The sequence below is a fragment of the Bacillus sp. LR--39 genome (genome assembly GCF_053613335.1).
Genome location: NZ_JBSIOT010000001.1, coordinates 473569 through 489670 on the forward strand (window position 1 = coordinate 473569; position 16102 = coordinate 489670).

A 16102-nucleotide genomic window follows, 5' to 3' on the forward strand; every position below is an offset into this window, starting at 1 on the left:
CAAATGGCAATTGCAGATGTGACAATCATTCCGATCGGAACAAAAACACCGAGCGTCAGTGAGTATGTAGCGGATGTGCAAAACATTTTGGAGGGTTACAAAGCTGCCGGCAAAATCAAATTTCAGCTCACGCCGATGAACACGTTGATTGAAGGTGAGCTGAGCGACTTATTCGCAGTCATTCAGGACATTCACGAAGCCCCGTTCCAAAAAGGGCTGCACAGAGTGGCGACAAATATCCGCATTGATGACAGACGTGATAAAGAAACGACGCTGGAGAGCAAAATCAAAAGTGTCAGCAAACATTTGCAGCAATAAAAAATAAGCCTGTATCCATTGGATACAGGCTTTTAATGTGCAGTCGGATAGCCGCTGGTTACAACGGTCATTACGGTAAACCAGCCAAACACGCCCAGCGTGGCGGCGGCTAACAAAAATCCCAGGATATTTCTCTGTCTGACAGCCCGCAGGACTCCTAATACAGCTAATAATGCGACAAGGCCGAAGATTACAACAAGTAACATCATGCTCCTCCTTTGTCATTGGAACCTGAAAATCTTTCCATTTCATTTTAACCGTTTTCATTTTGTTTGTCGATAGCGTTTTCCCGGACGCATTCATTGAATCTTCCGCAGAAAACCTTCATAATAAGGGCATATACATAAAGAGGTGATGAAAGTGAAATGGAGACGAATGCCGGCCGGTCCGATTCAGGCAAACGCGTATTTTCTTGTCAGTGAGGATCAGTCCTGTCTTATTTTTGATCCGGGCGGGGAAGCGGACAAAATCAACAATTACATAAAAGAAAACAATCTGAAGCCGCTCGCCATCTTACTGACGCACGCTCATTTTGACCATATCGGCGCGCTTGATGAAGTAAGAGACAGATGGGATGTTCCCGTATATCTTCACAAAAATGAAGAAAAGTGGCTGGAGGACTCTTCCTTAAACGGATCAGGCATATTGCGGGGCATCGCCGTAACGGCACGGCCCGCCGAACGGCTGATTGAAGGCGACGGCATATTGGACATCGGACCTTTCCATTTGGAGACATTGTTTACGCCGGGACATTCACCGGGAAGCGTTTCTTATTATGTGAAGGATGCGGATCTGGTGATTTCAGGTGATGTGCTTTTTCAGGGAGGCATCGGCCGAACTGATTTACACGGCGGAAGTCAGGACGTATTGCTTGATTCCATTCATCAAAAACTGCTCACGCTTCCCGGACATACACTTGTATTAAGCGGGCACGGGCCGGAAACGGATATCCAGACAGAGCAGGAGCGAAACCCGTTTATCAATGGTTTTTCACTGTAAATGAAAAAAGACAGACCATAATGGTCTGTCTTTTTCGGTCAGTGGGTTCCGCCGCCCGGTGTCATAATAAAAATAGAGTAATATGTAAATCCGGCGAAAAATACGGTTAAGTAAGCTCCGAAAATATAAATATACATCCGCTCAGTCAGATTCAAATAAGAAAGAAATACGAAAAAGATCGTCTGTCCAAAAAACAAAAGAGAAGCGTCTTTCATGCCCCCTAAAAAAAACATGACTGCAAATATCCCCGTCCAAAATCCTAACACCCGGAACATGCGATTCATTCCTTATCCCCTCCCGAGAATCTATCTGAAGTTTATTATAATAGATCGGCACTCAAAATGTAAACATTTTCATGATTATATTTATTGTGGAATTTATGTCTTTCCCTGTGTTTTATATCTTATGCCGCTCTCTGAAAAAGATCCGAAAAATCTTTTTGAAATATGTTTAATGAAAAAAAGTTCAGGGTACTTATGTTAACAAAGAGACGGATTATCCGAGGGAGGAATTTTTAAAAATGAAAGAACTTATTTTTTATTCATACCCGAGCTGCACATCATGCCGAAAAACGAAACATTGGTTAAAAGCCCACAATGTTGACTTTCAAGAGCGCCATCTATTCAGGGAGACACCGACAATTGATGAATTGAAGCAGATCTTATCATTAACGACCGAAGGAATTGATGAAATATTGGCGACGAGAAGCCAAATATTTAAAAACCTCAACCTGAACATTGAAGAAATGACTGTAAATGAAGTGCTGAAGCTTTTGACTGAGAAGCCGAAACTGCTGCGGCGTCCGATTCTGATCGATCGCAATAAGCTCGTTATCGGATACAATCCAGGAGAACTGATGAAGCTGACGAAGAAAAAAACGGTACATCAATCTGTATCATAAGAGAAAAACGAAGATCCGCTGATCAAATTTATCAGCTAATCTTCGTTTTTTGCGGTTGCGGGACTGGGCTAGCTGGATTCGAACCAACGATCACGGAGTCAAAGTCCATTGCCTTACCGCTTGGCTATAGCCCATCGGATGTAATTACAGTATGTGCGTCAGGCGCCGATTTATACATACAAAGGAATTTGAATGGAGGAGACCTGTGAAACATTTGAATGAAACATTATCTCGAACCTTAATTGAAGAATCAGGTGAAATCACACGCCAATGGCTGCTCATACCAAAATCGGGGCGGCCTTCAGATGATCAGAAAGCGGAAATGCAGCACCGTCTGTTAATTGAAATCGTTGCCGGCATTCTATCGGAAAAAGACGGCGGGGAAGAGGAGCTGACAAAATGGGCGCTTCAGTTCGCAAGGGACCGGGCCGTCCATGAAGTACCGGTCTATGAAAGCGTCACGAGCTTTAAAGAATTCCGGAGATTGGTCTGGAACCGCATACAGACATGCTGTGAAACGATGTCTGAGAAGCCTGGGGCGAATGCGGTATTCCATTGGGGAGAGAAGCTGAACAAAGCAATTGACCATATGATTGAAGTATTTACAGAGGAATATTATAAAGTGACGGTTACACAATTAAACGCCCAAAAAGAAATGATTAACGAACTAAGCGCGCCGATTATGCCGATTGCCGACGGTATTGGAATTTTGCCGCTCGTCGGCGAAATTGACACCTACCGGGCAAAAATGATTTTGGAATCGGTGCTTGATCAATGTTCTTCACTCCGTCTTTCTTATTTATTTTTAGATATATCAGGTGTGCCGATTGTGGATACGATGGTCGCTTATCAGATTTTTAAAGTGATTGACAGCACAAAACTTATTGGCATAGAAACGACAATCTCAGGCATCAGGCCGGAAATCGCGCAGACCGTCGTGAAGCTCGGCATCGATTTTTCTCAGGTGAAAACGGAGCAGAGTCTGGCGAAAGCGCTGGAAAAAAACGGATTTATCGTAAAAGAATCATTAAGATGATAAAAAGCTGAATGGCCGGGAGGGATTTCTCCCTCAGCTATTCAGCTTTGTCAGCTTCAATCGTAATGATATGATGGCTGTCGATTTCTTTTACCGTAAATGTGTAGCCTTCAAAATCAATGGTGCTCCCGGGCTTCGCGTCAATATGCTGAGTAAGAAACCAGCCCCCGAGTGTATCGACTTGATCAGCCGTAATCTCTGTTCCGAGTACATCATTGGCGTCACTGATCAGCAATTTGGCGTTCAGGAGATAGCGGTTCTTCCCAAGCTTTTGAACGGAAGGTGTTTCGTCCGTATCAAATTCGTCGCGGATTTCGCCGACGATCTCTTCAATGATATCTTCCGCCGTTACTAATCCCGCGGTTCCGCCGTACTCATCAATGAGAATGGCCATATGGGCGTGTTCCCGTTGCATTTTAACGAATAATTGATAAATCGGAATCGTCTCAATCACATGGATCGCCGGCTGGATGTAAGGGCTGAGTTCGTGTTTTGTAAACGCCGCTCCTTCTGACAGGAATCTGAATAAAACTTCTTTTATATTGATGATGCCGACTACATGATCTTTATCTTCTTTTACTACGGGATACCGGGTATATTTATTTGTTTTAATAATGTCCCGGAGCATATGTCCCGATCCGCTGTCTAACGGCAGGCTCACCATTTCATTCCGGGGCACCATAATTTCTTTGGCAGTGCGCTTATCAAATGTAAAAATGTTATTTACGTAATGGAGCTCGCTTTTTTTGATCATGCCGCTTCGATAGCTTTCGGCAAGGAGCACCCGCAATTCCTCTTCCGTATAAGCCATTTCATGTTCGGAAGCAGGCTTCAAGCCGAACATGGCTGTAATCAGGCGGGCGGAATGATTGAGCAGCCAGATGAACGGAAACATTAACTTATAAAACAAAATCATCGGTCTGGCAGACAAAAGTGTAATCCGCTCGGCTTTTTGGATAGCAAAACTTTTCGGGGCGAGTTCGCCGATAACGACATTCACATATGTAACCAGCAGAAAGGCGATGATCAATGACAGTACTTGGGCAACCGCTTCGTGAACTCCGGTCTTTAAAAATAACGGCTGAAGCATTGCTTTGACTGTCGGTTCACCCAGCCAGCCGATTCCCAAAGCGGTGACGGTGATGCCCAATTGGCACGCCGATAAATATTCATCGAGGTGTGTAATGACATGCTTGGCTGCTTTTGCTCCTTTTACATCTTCCTCAATGAGCTGATTAATGCGGGAGCGCCTTGCTTTAACGATTGAAAACTCTATGGCGACAAAACACGCCGTTAATAAAATAAATAGTACGATGGCAGATAGTTTGACGATATACAATGTAACGCCTTCCGCGAAGGAAGGCTTGCACCTCCCTTTTTTCGGAATAATACCACTGTAGAAAGCTGCTCAAACATCGAACCTGGTTTAGCCTGCTTCATTTACGGTAATAAAACAAGAAAGCGATACTGGAGGATGACAAGAGATGAAGGTACATTCGGGAGCGGACTGGCTGTGGTACCAGCTCGGTCCGCATGAAAAAACGGAAGCGAAAAAAATGATCCATCACAATCACTGGCCGCAATGCGAAAAGTGGTTTGAACATGAAAATCATATAAACTTTCTGCGCTCAGATACAAATGATCAGAATAATGAAGCGGTTTTCGGTTCTTTAATCTATCATCAAGGATTAGATGATGAAAAAAACCATACCGTATTTCACTTTTATATTACGAGAGAATTCTTTTTTACAATTAATTTTGATTTTTCGCTGCTGCGCGGTGTAAAAGAAAAGCATGCCACACAGCAGATTCAAACCTGTGAAAATCCGATTGAAGGCTTTTTTGTTCTGCTGGGAGAGCTGATGAATTCATATCTGATCGGACTGGATGAATTTGAAGTCAAGCAGCGGACGCTGAAATGGCAGATTCATGATGACAACAGCAAAGGAATCTTGGAAAATGTGCATAAACTGCGCCATGAGCTGTTCATTTGGAAAGGCCTTACACTGGGGGCTAAAAAAGTGGAAATGGCTTTAAAAGAAGCTTTTCTCCCGAAAAATGACAGGCAGAAAGATTACCTCAGAGCTCATCAAAAGATGGAAAGAGGAATTACATATATCAATGAGTTTGATCAGGAATTGAGCAATCTGCTGCACGCCGAGGAAGTCATTACCTCCCAAAGAGGAAATGAAATTGTGAAAGCCTTGACGATCTTTACAACTCTCTTTACACCGATGACGGCGCTTGGAGCTCTCTGGGGGATGAACTTTGATAACATGCCGGAGCTTCATTGGAAATATGCGTATATTTGTTCCATCGTGCTCATTATTGTATCAACCCTGCTGATTTATATTTATCTGCGGCAGAAAGGCTGGACAGGGGACATTTTGAGGGAGCATCAAAAAAAATATTTGCGGAAAGAAAAGAAACGCTAAGAAGAGCAGGCAAACGCCTGCTTTTTTTGATGGCTGGCTGAAAATGGCCGAATGGTTCCCGATTTCATTCGGTAAATCAAAGTCAGGGGGCTTATTTTTTATTTTTTTACGTTTTACACAGTGTAAAACGCATAATCTCTCCTTTGCCGGATTTTGTGTATCTGATTTACAATACGTGCGGAAGGAGGGAAGTCTTGTGAAAAATATTGAAACATACAGCAGGAACATCATAAACGAGGCATATACGGCAAGGGCTTCAGATATACACATTGTACCGAGAGAAAAGGATGCTTTCATTCATTTTCGCATCGGCCATGCTCTTGTGAAAAAAAGAGTCTTAAAAAAAGAGGAATGCGTAAGGCTTATTTCTCATTTCAAGTTTTTATCGGCCATGGATATAGGAGAAAGACGGAAGCCGCAAAACGGGTCATTGTCTTTGCCGCTTCCGACGGAAACCGTTCATTTGAGAATGTCAACCTTGCCGACAATGAATGATGAAAGTCTTGTCATCAGGCTTTTGCCTAAGCGGCAGATTCCCCCTCTGGATAAATTGTCCTTATTTCGGGGGGCGGGCGCCGCATTATTGTCCTTTCTGAAGCATTCGCACGGCCTGCTTCTGTTTACCGGCCCCACCGGATCTGGAAAAACGACCACTCTTTACTCGCTTGTCAACTATGCAAAAAGGCATTTCAACCGGCGTATTGTCACGCTTGAAGACCCCGTAGAAACAAGAGATGAGGATGTGTTGCAAGTTCAGGTGAATGAAAAAGCCGGAGTCACATATTCCGCCGGTTTAAAAGCGATTTTAAGACATGATCCCGATATGATCATCTTAGGGGAAATCAGGGATGCCGAGACGGCTGAAATCGCAGTCCGCGCGGCCATGACGGGACACCTCGTTCTTTCAAGCCTGCATACAAGAGATGCTAAGGGCGCCATATACAGGCTGCTGGAGTTTGGCGTGAACATGACAGAAATTGAACAAACCGTCATTGCTATTGCCGCTCAGCGTCTGGTTGATTTAACATGTCCGTTCTGCAAAGAGGAAAACTGTTCCGTGTACTGCCGGATGTACAGGCAGACACGCCGTGCGGGCATTTATGAACTGCTCTACGGGAAAAACCTCACCCAATGCTTTCAGGAAGCAAAGGGAGAGCACGCCAATTTTCAATATCAGACGCTCCGCAGGCTGATCAGAAAAGGAATCGCGCTCGGCTATGTCACGACCGACAATTACGATCGGTGGGTGTATCATGAAGCGGATTAAACGAACCTGGCCGTTGAAGGATCAAGCGGCTTTTTTGAAAAGGCTCGGTGAAATGACGGAAAAAGGATACAGTCTGATTGAAGGGCTAAGACTGCTGAAACTCCAGCTGCATAAACGTCAGCTTGCAGAGCTGACGGACGGAATCCGCCGGCTGAGGGAAGGTGATGCGTTTTACCAAGTGCTTGAGGCACTGTCTTTTCACAAAGAAGCCGTCTCTATCTGCTATTTCGCTGAGAAACACGGGGAATTGCCGGGAGCGATGAAACAAAGCGGCGACTTGTTACAGAGAAAGCTCATACAGACGAATCAAATCAAAAAAATGCTCCGGTATCCGATGTTTTTAATATCTTCCGTCTGTGTCATGTTTTATATCCTGCAAAGTTTAATTATTCCGCAGTTTTCTGGGATTTATCAATCAATGAATATGAATACATCCGGTGCGACTGCTTTCATCTTTGCGTTTTTTCGGCATTTTCATGAAGCCTGCGCACTGGCGCTGTCCGCCGCTTTCTGCTTGTTTTTGTACGTTTGGTTCTTATGTAAGAAAAAATCCCCGCAAGATAAAATGCTGATTGTTGTGAAAATACCACTATTAGGAAAAGCGGCCGTTCTTTTTAACAGCTACTTTTTCTCTTTACAGCTCAGCAGTCTTCTGAAATCCGGCCTTTCTATCTATGACAGCTTAACAGCTTTTAAAGAACAATCTTTTCTGCCTTTTTATCGTGAAGAAGCAGAGATGCTCATTACACGTCTGAAAGCCGGAGAAACCATAGAATCCGCTCTTTCCGGGCATCCGTGTTATGAAAAAGATCTTGCGGCTGCAGTCAGCCACGGACAGGCAAACGGCCTGCTTCACCGCGAACTTTATACGTACAGCCAGTTTATGATGGAGCGTCTTGAACAAAACGCGGCGAAGTATACCGGCATTCTCCAGCCTGTCATTTACGGTGTTGTGGCCGGTATGATTTTAATTGTCTACATGTCAATGCTGATGCCGATGTACCAGATGATGAACCAAATGTAAGGGAGTGCTTCGTCTGAAAAATCAAGATGGATTTACTTTAATTGAAATGCTGATCGTTTTATTTATCGTTTCCATTCTGCTTTTAATCACCATTCCTAACGTTACAAAACATAATCAAAGCATTCAGCATAAAGGCTGTGAAGGACTGCAGAATATGGTGAAAGCCCAAGTGACGGCGTACGAAATCGATCATGAAGGTAAAATGCCGGATATGAACGATTTACAATCAGAGGGGTATATCAAAAAGAATACAGCCTGCCCGAATGGTAAACAGATCTTAATTAGTGGCGGAGAAGTTACAGTTGAACAATAACAGGCGGACAGAAAATGGGTTTACCCTTCTTGAAAGCCTGATTGTGTTAAGCCTGGCGTCCGTCCTGCTGACGGTTTTGTTCACGACGGTTCCGCCGGTCTGCACCCACCTTGCCGTGCGGCAAAAAACAGAACAGCTCCAAAAAGATATTCAGCTTGCTCAGGAAACGGCTATCGCAGAACATAAAAGAACAAAAATCACTTTTCTTCCAAAAGAGCATAAATACAAACTGCAGTCAGGCGGAAGGATTGTCGAGCGTTCTTTTGATTCGCTTCATATTACACTTGTAACTTTACCGGAGAGCCTTGAATTTAACGAAAAAGGCCATCCGAATTCGGGAGGAAAGATTCAATTGAAGAGCGCCGGGTTCACCTATGAGATAACAGTTTACTTAGGGAGCGGAAATGTCCATGCTAAACGGAAATAAGGGGTTCTCTACTATTGAAACACTATCAGCAATGGCCATTTGGCTGTTCCTTATGACGTCTATCATTCCGGTCTGGACGGACATGCTGACAGATGGTCTGAAAATAGAAGATCGCCAGGAAGCGTACCAGCTTCTTCAGAAACATATCAGCACTTATATGATGACCGGAAAAAAGCCGCCGTCTCCCGGTGTGAAGTGGAAGGAGGATGGTGAGTATTACAAAGTGTGTGCGGCTGACCGCGGTGAAAAAGAAATGTGCCTCAGTATTCTCAAAACAGACTGGCTTTACGCTTCTTAATGTTTTGTTCTCCTTAGCAGTCTGTCTTTTCCTATCAGGAACCCTGGGCCCGATTTTACATCTGTTTTTATCAAACCGGGCCGATAACGGCGGATTAGACAGCCGGGAGCATCAAATTGCCGTTCAGCAGATCATGAACGAATGTAAACAGGCTGAGACTGTGAAGCCGGCGGACGGCGGACGGGCGTTAGCATGCCGGAAAACAGGAGGCGAAGAAGTGAGTTTTGAAATTTATCATAAGATGATAAGGAAAAGAGTAAACGGAAAAGGCCACGTGCCGATCCTGCAAAACGCGGCATCATTAACGGCTGATGTGAAAAACGGCCTGATCTTATTAGAGATCTCAAGCGTTGCAGGTAAAAAGAATCAGGCGGTCATTCCGGTTTACAGCTCTTTGAAAGGTGATTAAATGTCCAAATCTGACGGTTTTATATATCCCGCGGTTCTGTTTGTTTCTGCCGCAGTTTTACTTGTCATCAGCTATACTTCATCTGATTTCATCACCCGAAAAACATTTGCAAAAGAGGCAGGGGAGTACTGGATCGGAGAGAACCTGCTCCAAAACGGCGCGCTGCTGTCAAGCCGCCATATGGCACAGGGAAAAAAGGCCCGAACTGGTACACAGCGTTTTCCGTATGGCACCGTTTCTTTTCACATCTCCGGGAGTGATCGCCGGGAAACGGTTCAGGTTACAATTCAGACGGAAACCACGACAGGTACGAGACGGGAGGCTCACCTTTTGTTCGATCAGAAGAAGAAACAGCTGATTCAATGGACGGAAGTATAAAAAAGAGGCGGCGGGACAACACTTCATAGTAAAGACAGCACTATGAGGTGAGAGCCGTGAAAACAAATGATTATGTAAAATATATGACTGAGCAATTCGTTAAATATTTCGATACGCCGAAACAGGAACGGAAAGAGCGAAAAGAAGTGCGGAAAGAAAAGAAAGTACCGGCTTCTCAGCACTGGTTCGGAATATTGCCGTACAGTTTTAAGCTGTGGATGCAGCGGAAAAAATAAAGTTGAATCACACGAAAGGTCCTCCTGATACAGGAGGGCCTTATTGGTATTCCTCAATGACGGCAATTTTATTTACCTTTTGGCTGTAGGGATTAAAAGAAATCGTAACAAACACGCCAAATTCTTTTGCGCCATCCCGCAATGTCAAGTGGTATTGCTTGACTGCTTCGTCCGTTCTTTTCCGATCCCACACCTTTTGAATAAATAACGTTTGGGCGAGCGGATATCTTTTTTTAGCTTCTTTTTCTGCTAACTTTTCCCATTTTGATTGATGGTGAACAGCATAATAAGGCACCGTTTCCGCATGAGCTGTTCCTGAAACCCCGAAAACAAGAAGAGAAAGGCAAATCAGACTTTGTTTGATCATCATTCTTCGTCCTTTCGCTGTATATACTTTCCATTTTGTTCTAAGCACCTCGTTATTTTCTCACGTTTTATTAGAAAAAATTCCAAAAAGGTGTGTAATTTGAAGCAAAACGATGTTTTTGAAAGATACCATTCTTAAAAACGAACAATTTGACCGATTTTGACATTTTTCAAGACGATAATCCTTGATTATACTTTGTTCATACAGTTCTTTAAAGAGAACGTTTGTCATATTTATTAACAGTTTTACAGGGGGTAAGGCATGTTCCGATTGTTGCGAATGGAAAAAAAGGGCAAGGTGAGATGGCGGAAGATGCTATTTTTACGGCTTTCGTTCATTTTTTGCCTGTCAGTGACGATATGTGCTCAGTTCACAGGTGATACAAGTTCCTCCTTCAATGATGTGAAAAGCTTCAGTCTCCCGGTTCAAACGTGCGGAGATTTTCAATATACGGATGACGATTGCCGTTATGACGAACGCTGGGATCAAAGTGATTTACATATAACAAATCAAACTGATACGTCAGGCACCGTGTGTGCGCCGCTTCAGCTCTATGCCGAGCTGGAGAATAAGGGAAAAGAGCGGACTGTTTCTGACTGGAAATGGGAGCTCCATAAAATCGCTTTTCAGCAGCAGCCTTTACGAAACGGCAATGTTGTGGATAAAGGGCTTATTACTGATAAAAAAAGCAAAACGATTTATAAAATTGAGTCAAAGCGGTCTTTGAAGCCGGGCATATACGCATTCAAGGTTTACAAGCCTGAAGGGTATCCGGCGGACGAAGAAAAATTTGAGTGGTCAAAACCGATGAAACTCGTCAAATGCCGGGAACAGGCGACCGTTTCCGATCTAAATAAAACGGAGAAAGAGCCGGCAGAGCCGGTAAAAGAAAGCGGGGAAGAACATGAAAAAAACGCTGAAACTGATCAGTAATATTTTGTATGCCGTCATCTTCAGCTTGATTATTGTGCTGACGTTAACGGTGATTTCGACCCGGGCTTCCGGGGGTGAGCCGGCCATCTTCGGCTACACGCTGAAATCCGTGCTGTCTGGTTCAATGGACCCGGAATTTAAGACGGGTTCGCTCATAGCGGTAAAGAAAATTTCTGACGTGAATGACTTAGAAAAAGGGGATGTGATCACCTTTACGCAAAATGACGGAACAGCCGTCACACACAGAATAATCGGGATCACAAAAAAGGACGGGAACCTGCTGTTTGAGACAAAAGGGGATCATAATGCCGTCCCGGATGCCGCACCCGTTCAAGCTGAAAAAGTGGCTGCCCAGTATACGGGATATCAGCTCCCGTATGCCGGATATGTCATCCATTTGGCCAGCCAGCCGATCGGAACGGCGATTCTGTTAATCGTTCCCGGCGTCATGCTTTTGATTTACTCCATAACAGTCATTGTCAGCGCCCTCCGCGATATTGAGCGGAAAACGAAAGCGCTGGAAGAACATGCGAAAAAGGGAACCATCTCTACATGAATACGGTTGCAACCTGGCGACAGGATTTGATAACAAAACTAAAAAGTAAGGGGAGAGTACAAACATGGGTATGAAAAAGAAATTAAGCTTGGGCATTGCCTCAGCCGCACTCGGTTTAGCATTAGTAGGAGGAGGCACATGGGCCGCATTTAATGATGTGAAGTCGACAGACGCTACATTTGCATCAGGAACACTTGATTTATCGGCTAAAGAACAATCAGCCAATGTCAATTTGTCAAACTTAAAACCAGGTGATAAATTGACGAAAGATTTCGAATTCAGAAACAACGGTTCACTTGCCATTAAAGAAGTGCTGATGGCTTTGAATTTTACTGACTTTAAAGGAGCAAAGAAAGGAAATGAATCTGCGGAGGATTTCCTCAGCCAGTTTGAAATTACGGTTCTGACAGTCGGTAAAGAAGGGGGCAACGGCTATCCTAAAAATATCATTTTGAAGGCGGCCAGCCTGAAAGACTTATACTTAATGTCAACAAAACAGGATAAAGCAGCTGCCGAAGCGATCAGCAAGCACATTGATCCGAAATTCTTGAGTGAGAGCGGAAAAGTCAATGTAGCAACCATTAACGGCAAAACAGCTCCTGAGTACGACGGAGTTCCGAAAACGCCCGCTGATTATGATCAGGTGAGAATGGAAATCAAATTTAAAAATGACACCGCTAAAACTGCGGACGGATTAAGTGTGCAAAACAAGTTCCAAGGCAATGCGATTTCTCTTCAATTCTCTTTTGAAGCAACGCAATGGAACGGTTTGACCATTACGAAAGATCATACGGATAAAGACGGTTACGTCAAGGAAAATGAAAAGGCTCACAGTGAGGATAAAAACTAATCCGAAAGTCGGACAGTTAAAAGAGGAGTTGTGCACATATGGCGGCACTACTCCTCTTTTTGCGCTTTTCTCCATTTTTGATAATCTAAAAATTCACGAAATTGTTTTTTTGATACCCCGGATGTCATTGCATCGCGAACTAATTTCTCCCATTCACTATCTAATTGACCATCGTATTCGGTTTCATGTTTTTCATCAAGTAAAGTATGAACCGAGACGTCCAGAACAGCGGAGACTTTTTCGAGAAATTGAATGGAGGGGTTCGTCTGTAAATTTCGTTCTATTGAGCTTAAATAAGACTTCGCTACCCCAGCTTTTTCAGCTAGTTCTGATAGTGAGTAGCCTTTTTCTTTTCGGTATTGTTTAATACGCTGGCCAATCAATGTCATCACCTTCCTTGTGATATTATAGCACATTCAGAAAGGATTTACGGTATGACTTCTGGCTGCCTGGACATGTTGAGAAGACTTTTTATTCGAAAGCAGGTATTTGCGTATTTCTTCTAGGCTGATATTTGCTTTTTGGGCTTCTAATATCAGCTCAACCCATTCCTTATCTAATTGCGAAAATTCCATTTTTGCATTTTTCATGCATTTTCTCCTCCTAAAATACTTGTTTATGTATTTCAGCCAATCCGCCCATGACCTTTTCTTTACATGTCTGGAAGTGATTCATCGCATGCGAAACGCCAGAAATTTTTTCTATATACTTTTATTATAATATAGAATTTCCAGAAAAAACGGGAAAGGTGTCGAATGGATAACGCTTACCCAGAAAAATTACTTTGCAGGAAAAATAAACCGCCGTTTTCGATCTGAATGTGAATTTTCGGCTGATATAAGGCTTTCAGCGCTTGTTTTTCCAAATGGTATTCCTCAGGTTTTTCCTCTGTCTGCTCATAAAACTGATCGAGCAGCCTGAGGTCCTTTTTCCATCTGGCGATCGCGCTGTCAGCCCAGGCTGACGGCTCTTTGGCGGCAGCGTCTTTTAAGTAATGCTCCATCCTTTTAATCCCGCTTTCCGGCTTAATCATCGGCGATATGGTAAAGCAATAGTCTGATATTTGCGAGGTCAGCGGAAGCGGTGCAAGCTTCTGCTGAAACCCTTCTATAATGGTTCCAGAAACAAGATGCAGGCCTAAAGACAAAAGTCTGTCTTTTTTCATGTCGGATTGGTATGAAATCACTACATTTAATCCAAGCCAGGGCTGAAGCGGAACTCTGGCTCCGGCTGATACAATTTTCTCATATATTCTTGTAAATCTCCCATTTTGTTTAACTGCTTGAAAGATTTGAAAGAGGCGCGGGGCTCCAAAGTAAATAAATTCGCCGTCCATATCCTCCGGAGCCGTTTCTTTATCAGTGATGAACGTAATCTTCATCGGGTTCGGTTCGCCGCCCGTTTTTTCACGCCAATGCCAATAAAACGGGCGGTTCATAATTTGTTTGTCCATCTCGACCGTCAACTGAACCGTCATAAAACCCGGCCCGTGTTCTGTAATCGGACAGTGGTTCGCTTCAAAAAAGCGCAGTAAAAATTCGTGAACCTCCTGCTGTCTCATGTCGCGCTTCCTCCTTTTAGATTAAGATCCTTTTTTTCTGGCGGGCTTTCCCGTACCGTACGACAGAAAAGAGGTGAGATTGTCCATTTTGATTCTCATTTCTTCCTCTGTCAGCGAATGGCATAAAATATCATGCAAATGGTCTTCGAAATTGCTCACTTTGATTTTTGTTAAGATGTCATCTAATTCTCCGACGACATTTTCAAATAAATGAATTTTGTCATACAGAAGTTTTAAGATATGCTCTTCCACCGTATGTTTTGTCGCCATATTGTAGATATGGACATCTCTTTCCTGACCGAGTCTGTGAATCCTTCCGATTCTTTGTTCAAGCCGCATCGGGTTCCACGGGAGGTCATAATTGATTATATGGTTGCAGAATTGCAGGTTGATCCCTTCGCCTCCGGCTTCTGTAGCGATCAGCACTTGCACTTTGCTGCGGAAGAGGTCCTTCATCCAGTCTTTTTTTCCGCGTTTAAATCCGCCTCTGAACGGAACGGAGCTTATGCCGTTCTGCTGAAGGAACCATTGCAGGTAAATCTGTGTCGCCCTGTATTCAGTGAAAATAATGACTTTATCATTAATCTTTTGGATCAAGTCAACAACTTGAATCGCTTTTGAGTTTTGCGTGACTTGATTAATGCGGTCCATTAAATTAGCGATTGTCTGATCATCGAATGCGGGCGCTTGTTTGTCTTTTTGGTCAAGCATTTTTTTGAGCGTCATATACACGGCTTCCCTGCTTGAACAGCACTCTCTTTGCAGCGTCATAATGGAAAATGCGCTTGCGGGCTTTTCCGTGCCGTTTTTCAGTGCGACGATGTCATCGTAAAGCGCCTGTTCCGTCGGTGAAAAGGTGATCGGCACTGTTTCCACATGGCGCTTCGTCCATGTAAGGCCGGTGTCGCTCCGCGTGTTGCGGATCATCACCTTATTGACGAGCTCTTTCAAATGCTCATGAGCGTCAATCCCGTCCTTCCGATTGAAGGTTTCTTGAAATCCGCTTTCGTTTCCTAAATGGCCGGGTTTTAACAGTGACACTAAATTGAAGATTTCTTCGATTCGGTTTTGAATCGGTGTCGCCGTCAGAAGCAGGCAGTATTTCTTCACAAGACTTCTCGCAAATTCATAATTTTTCGTTTTGCTGTTTTTGAGCTTGTGCGCCTCGTCAATAATGACGAGATCATACGGAATAGAAAGCACAATGTCTTTGTGAGGCGAGCGTTTGGCCGTATCAATAGAAGAAACGACGATATCGCACTGTTCCCACACATAGCTTTTTTTCTGTTCAACAGCGGGTATTAAAAACTTCTCCTGAAGCTCTTTCACCCACTGGGAAACGAGTGATGCCGGCACAAGAATCAGGATTTTTTTGGCCAGCCCGCGAATCATATATTCTTTTAAAATCAGGCCCGCTTCCACCGTTTTTCCGAGCCCCACTTCATCAGCCAAAATTGCCTTGCCGTTCATTTTTTCAACGACTTTCTGCGCGACTTCAAGCTGATGGGGAAGCGGAGTGAAATCGGGAAGGTATAAAGGAGCCCTCAAACCTTCAAATTCAGGAATGGCAAGGGTCTGCTGGACTTCAGCCGACAGTTTGTACATCTCCCAATTTGACCAGGGACCGTCCGTTTTCAGCCGCTCAGAAAACTCTCCCGGCCAGTTTGCATCAAATATGATCTCTGCTGTCATATGTAACAAAACCGCCTTTCTTTTAAAAAACTGATTTATCATAATTTTTGTTGCCGGACGTAAGTGAGGGTGGTAGGATATAAGTAATGATTTCACTAAAAG

24 protein-coding genes and 1 tRNA gene are annotated in these 16102 nt (G+C 43.8%); 16 read left to right on the forward strand and 9 right to left on the reverse strand.

Annotated elements, in window-relative coordinates; translation table 11 throughout:
- Positions 1–3 precede the first annotated feature (3 nt).
- Positions 4–318 (forward strand): MTH1187 family thiamine-binding protein, encoded by a 315-nt coding sequence (locus tag ACWHAR_RS02610; RefSeq protein ID WP_003153073.1) that lies wholly within the window; start codon positions 4–6, stop codon positions 316–318.
- A gap of 32 nt (positions 319–350) precedes the next feature.
- On the opposite strand, the gene ACWHAR_RS02615 is transcribed toward ACWHAR_RS02610, so the two are convergent.
- Positions 351–524: a DUF2759 domain-containing protein gene (locus tag ACWHAR_RS02615; RefSeq protein ID WP_003153076.1), complete on the reverse strand. Its 174-nt coding sequence runs from the start codon at positions 522–524 to the stop codon at positions 351–353.
- 154 nt (positions 525–678) lie between these two features.
- Here ACWHAR_RS02615 and ACWHAR_RS02620 point away from each other — a divergent pair, with 154 nt between their 5' ends.
- The gene (locus ACWHAR_RS02620; protein ID WP_003153077.1) at positions 679–1317 is read left to right on the forward strand and encodes an MBL fold metallo-hydrolase; all 639 of its coding nucleotides are present in this window, start codon (positions 679–681) and stop codon (positions 1315–1317) included.
- A 38-nt stretch (positions 1318–1355) separates the two neighbouring features.
- Here ACWHAR_RS02620 and ACWHAR_RS02625 read toward each other — a convergent pair whose 3' ends face one another.
- Positions 1356–1601: a DUF2626 domain-containing protein gene (locus ACWHAR_RS02625; RefSeq protein WP_003153078.1), complete on the reverse strand. Its 246-nt coding sequence runs from the start codon at positions 1599–1601 to the stop codon at positions 1356–1358.
- 236 nt (positions 1602–1837) lie between these two features.
- On the opposite strand from ACWHAR_RS02625, the gene ACWHAR_RS02630 reads away from it, so the two are divergent.
- A complete protein-coding gene (locus tag ACWHAR_RS02630) occupies positions 1838–2218 on the forward strand; it encodes a Spx/MgsR family RNA polymerase-binding regulatory protein (protein WP_032874006.1) in 381 nt (126 codons plus the stop codon).
- Positions 2219–2281: 63 nt separating this feature from the next.
- Here the strand turns inward: ACWHAR_RS02630 and ACWHAR_RS02635 are convergent.
- Positions 2282–2352 (reverse strand) — tRNA-Gln (locus tag ACWHAR_RS02635).
- A gap of 71 nt (positions 2353–2423) precedes the next feature.
- On the opposite strand from ACWHAR_RS02635, the gene ACWHAR_RS02640 reads away from it, so the two are divergent.
- Complete coding sequence (locus ACWHAR_RS02640; protein ID WP_032874008.1) at positions 2424–3254, forward strand: STAS domain-containing protein; 831 nt, start codon at positions 2424–2426, stop codon at positions 3252–3254.
- Positions 3255–3291: 37 nt separating this feature from the next.
- Here the strand turns inward: ACWHAR_RS02640 and ACWHAR_RS02645 are convergent, their stop codons facing one another.
- Positions 3292–4593 carry a hemolysin family protein gene (locus tag ACWHAR_RS02645; RefSeq protein ID WP_032874010.1) on the reverse strand — a complete coding sequence of 434 codons (1302 nt, stop codon included), beginning with the start codon at positions 4591–4593 and terminating at the stop codon, positions 3292–3294.
- Between the two features lie 145 nt (positions 4594–4738).
- Here ACWHAR_RS02645 and ACWHAR_RS02650 point away from each other — a divergent pair, with 145 nt between their 5' ends.
- The 9 genes from ACWHAR_RS02650 to ACWHAR_RS02690 all read left to right on the forward strand — a co-directional run bounded on the left by ACWHAR_RS02650 (position 4739) and on the right by ACWHAR_RS02690 (position 10041).
- Positions 4739–5689, forward strand: coding sequence for a magnesium transporter CorA family protein (locus ACWHAR_RS02650; RefSeq protein WP_032874012.1), 951 nt, complete (start codon positions 4739–4741; stop codon positions 5687–5689).
- A 196-nt stretch (positions 5690–5885) separates the two neighbouring features.
- A complete protein-coding gene (gene comGA / locus ACWHAR_RS02655) occupies positions 5886–6956 on the forward strand; it encodes a competence type IV pilus ATPase ComGA (protein WP_003153083.1) in 1071 nt (356 codons plus the stop codon).
- The gene (gene comGB / locus ACWHAR_RS02660; RefSeq protein ID WP_032874014.1) at positions 6943–7980 is read left to right on the forward strand and encodes a competence type IV pilus assembly protein ComGB; all 1038 of its coding nucleotides are present in this window, start codon (positions 6943–6945) and stop codon (positions 7978–7980) included. Before comGA ends, comGB begins: the two co-directional genes overlap by 14 nt.
- A gap of 4 nt (positions 7981–7984) precedes the next feature.
- Entirely contained in the window at positions 7985–8293 is a 309-nt protein-coding gene (comGC, locus tag ACWHAR_RS02665) for a competence type IV pilus major pilin ComGC (RefSeq protein ID WP_003153087.1), read from the forward strand.
- Positions 8283–8720, forward strand: coding sequence for a competence type IV pilus minor pilin ComGD (gene comGD / locus ACWHAR_RS02670; RefSeq protein WP_007612572.1), 438 nt, complete (start codon positions 8283–8285; stop codon positions 8718–8720). The genes comGC and comGD overlap by 11 nt, the downstream gene beginning before the upstream one ends.
- A complete protein-coding gene (gene comGE, locus ACWHAR_RS02675) occupies positions 8704–9018 on the forward strand; it encodes a competence type IV pilus minor pilin ComGE (RefSeq protein ID WP_032874016.1) in 315 nt (104 codons plus the stop codon). The genes comGD and comGE overlap by 17 nt, the downstream gene beginning before the upstream one ends.
- On the forward strand, positions 8963–9427 hold the full coding sequence (gene comGF / locus ACWHAR_RS02680; RefSeq protein WP_223813077.1) for a competence type IV pilus minor pilin ComGF: 465 nt from the start codon (positions 8963–8965) through the stop codon (positions 9425–9427). Before comGE ends, comGF begins: the two co-directional genes overlap by 56 nt.
- Complete coding sequence (gene comGG / locus ACWHAR_RS02685) at positions 9428–9805, forward strand: competence type IV pilus minor pilin ComGG (RefSeq protein ID WP_032874019.1); 378 nt, start codon at positions 9428–9430, stop codon at positions 9803–9805.
- Positions 9806–9861: 56 nt separating this feature from the next.
- Entirely contained in the window at positions 9862–10041 is a 180-nt protein-coding gene (locus ACWHAR_RS02690; RefSeq protein ID WP_022552966.1) for a YqzE family protein, read from the forward strand.
- A gap of 40 nt (positions 10042–10081) precedes the next feature.
- Here ACWHAR_RS02690 and ACWHAR_RS02695 read toward each other — a convergent pair whose 3' ends face one another.
- Complete coding sequence (locus tag ACWHAR_RS02695) at positions 10082–10411, reverse strand: DUF3889 domain-containing protein (protein ID WP_032874021.1); 330 nt, start codon at positions 10409–10411, stop codon at positions 10082–10084.
- 258 nt (positions 10412–10669) lie between these two features.
- On the opposite strand from ACWHAR_RS02695, the gene tapA reads away from it, so the two are divergent.
- The 3 genes from tapA to tasA all read left to right on the forward strand — a co-directional run bounded on the left by tapA (position 10670) and on the right by tasA (position 12747).
- Positions 10670–11341 (forward strand): amyloid fiber anchoring/assembly protein TapA, encoded by a 672-nt coding sequence (gene tapA / locus ACWHAR_RS02700; RefSeq protein WP_032874023.1) that lies wholly within the window; start codon positions 10670–10672, stop codon positions 11339–11341.
- Positions 11313–11897 (forward strand): signal peptidase I SipW, encoded by a 585-nt coding sequence (sipW, locus tag ACWHAR_RS02705; protein ID WP_032874025.1) that lies wholly within the window; start codon positions 11313–11315, stop codon positions 11895–11897. The genes tapA and sipW overlap by 29 nt, the downstream gene beginning before the upstream one ends.
- Before the next feature lie 64 nt (positions 11898–11961).
- Positions 11962–12747 (forward strand): biofilm matrix protein TasA, encoded by a 786-nt coding sequence (tasA, locus tag ACWHAR_RS02710; RefSeq protein WP_032874027.1) that lies wholly within the window; start codon positions 11962–11964, stop codon positions 12745–12747.
- Positions 12748–12794: 47 nt separating this feature from the next.
- Here tasA and sinR read toward each other — a convergent pair whose 3' ends face one another.
- From sinR to ACWHAR_RS02730, 4 genes are all read right to left on the reverse strand, one after another.
- A complete protein-coding gene (gene sinR, locus ACWHAR_RS02715; protein ID WP_003153104.1) occupies positions 12795–13130 on the reverse strand; it encodes a transcriptional regulator SinR in 336 nt (111 codons plus the stop codon).
- A 33-nt stretch (positions 13131–13163) separates the two neighbouring features.
- Complete coding sequence (gene sinI / locus ACWHAR_RS02720) at positions 13164–13337, reverse strand: anti-repressor SinI (RefSeq protein WP_032874029.1); 174 nt, start codon at positions 13335–13337, stop codon at positions 13164–13166.
- A gap of 176 nt (positions 13338–13513) precedes the next feature.
- Positions 13514–14308 carry a YqhG family protein gene (locus ACWHAR_RS02725; protein WP_007612541.1) on the reverse strand — a complete coding sequence of 265 codons (795 nt, stop codon included), beginning with the start codon at positions 14306–14308 and terminating at the stop codon, positions 13514–13516.
- 21 nt (positions 14309–14329) lie between these two features.
- Positions 14330–16000 (reverse strand): DEAD/DEAH box helicase, encoded by a 1671-nt coding sequence (locus ACWHAR_RS02730; protein WP_032874031.1) that lies wholly within the window; start codon positions 15998–16000, stop codon positions 14330–14332.
- Positions 16001–16102: the final 102 nt, after the last annotated feature.

Excerpts from the sequence above, each read along its gene's own strand:
- ACWHAR_RS02610 (WP_003153073.1), top strand. The coding sequence starts at position 4 with ATGGCAATTGCAGATGTGACAATCATTCCGATCGGAACAAAAACACCG.
- ACWHAR_RS02615 (WP_003153076.1), bottom strand. The coding sequence starts at position 524 with ATGTTACTTGTTGTAATCTTCGGCCTTGTCGCATTATTAGCTGTATTA.
- ACWHAR_RS02625 (WP_003153078.1), bottom strand. The coding sequence starts at position 1,601 with ATGAATCGCATGTTCCGGGTGTTAGGATTTTGGACGGGGATATTTGCA.
- ACWHAR_RS02630 (WP_032874006.1), top strand. The coding sequence starts at position 1,838 with ATGAAAGAACTTATTTTTTATTCATACCCGAGCTGCACATCATGCCGA.
- ACWHAR_RS02650 (WP_032874012.1), top strand. The coding sequence starts at position 4,739 with ATGAAGGTACATTCGGGAGCGGACTGGCTGTGGTACCAGCTCGGTCCG.
- comGB (WP_032874014.1), top strand. The coding sequence starts at position 6,943 with ATGAAGCGGATTAAACGAACCTGGCCGTTGAAGGATCAAGCGGCTTTT.
- comGE (WP_032874016.1), top strand. The coding sequence starts at position 8,704 with ATGCTAAACGGAAATAAGGGGTTCTCTACTATTGAAACACTATCAGCA.
- comGG (WP_032874019.1), top strand. The coding sequence starts at position 9,428 with ATGTCCAAATCTGACGGTTTTATATATCCCGCGGTTCTGTTTGTTTCT.
- ACWHAR_RS02695 (WP_032874021.1), bottom strand. The coding sequence starts at position 10,411 with ATGATGATCAAACAAAGTCTGATTTGCCTTTCTCTTCTTGTTTTCGGG.
- tapA (WP_032874023.1), top strand. The coding sequence starts at position 10,670 with ATGTTCCGATTGTTGCGAATGGAAAAAAAGGGCAAGGTGAGATGGCGG.
- sipW (WP_032874025.1), top strand. The coding sequence starts at position 11,313 with ATGAAAAAAACGCTGAAACTGATCAGTAATATTTTGTATGCCGTCATC.
- tasA (WP_032874027.1), top strand. The coding sequence starts at position 11,962 with ATGGGTATGAAAAAGAAATTAAGCTTGGGCATTGCCTCAGCCGCACTC.
- sinI (WP_032874029.1), bottom strand. The coding sequence starts at position 13,337 with ATGAAAAATGCAAAAATGGAATTTTCGCAATTAGATAAGGAATGGGTT.
- ACWHAR_RS02725 (WP_007612541.1), bottom strand. The coding sequence starts at position 14,308 with ATGAGACAGCAGGAGGTTCACGAATTTTTACTGCGCTTTTTTGAAGCG.
- ACWHAR_RS02730 (WP_032874031.1), bottom strand. The coding sequence starts at position 16,000 with ATGACAGCAGAGATCATATTTGATGCAAACTGGCCGGGAGAGTTTTCT.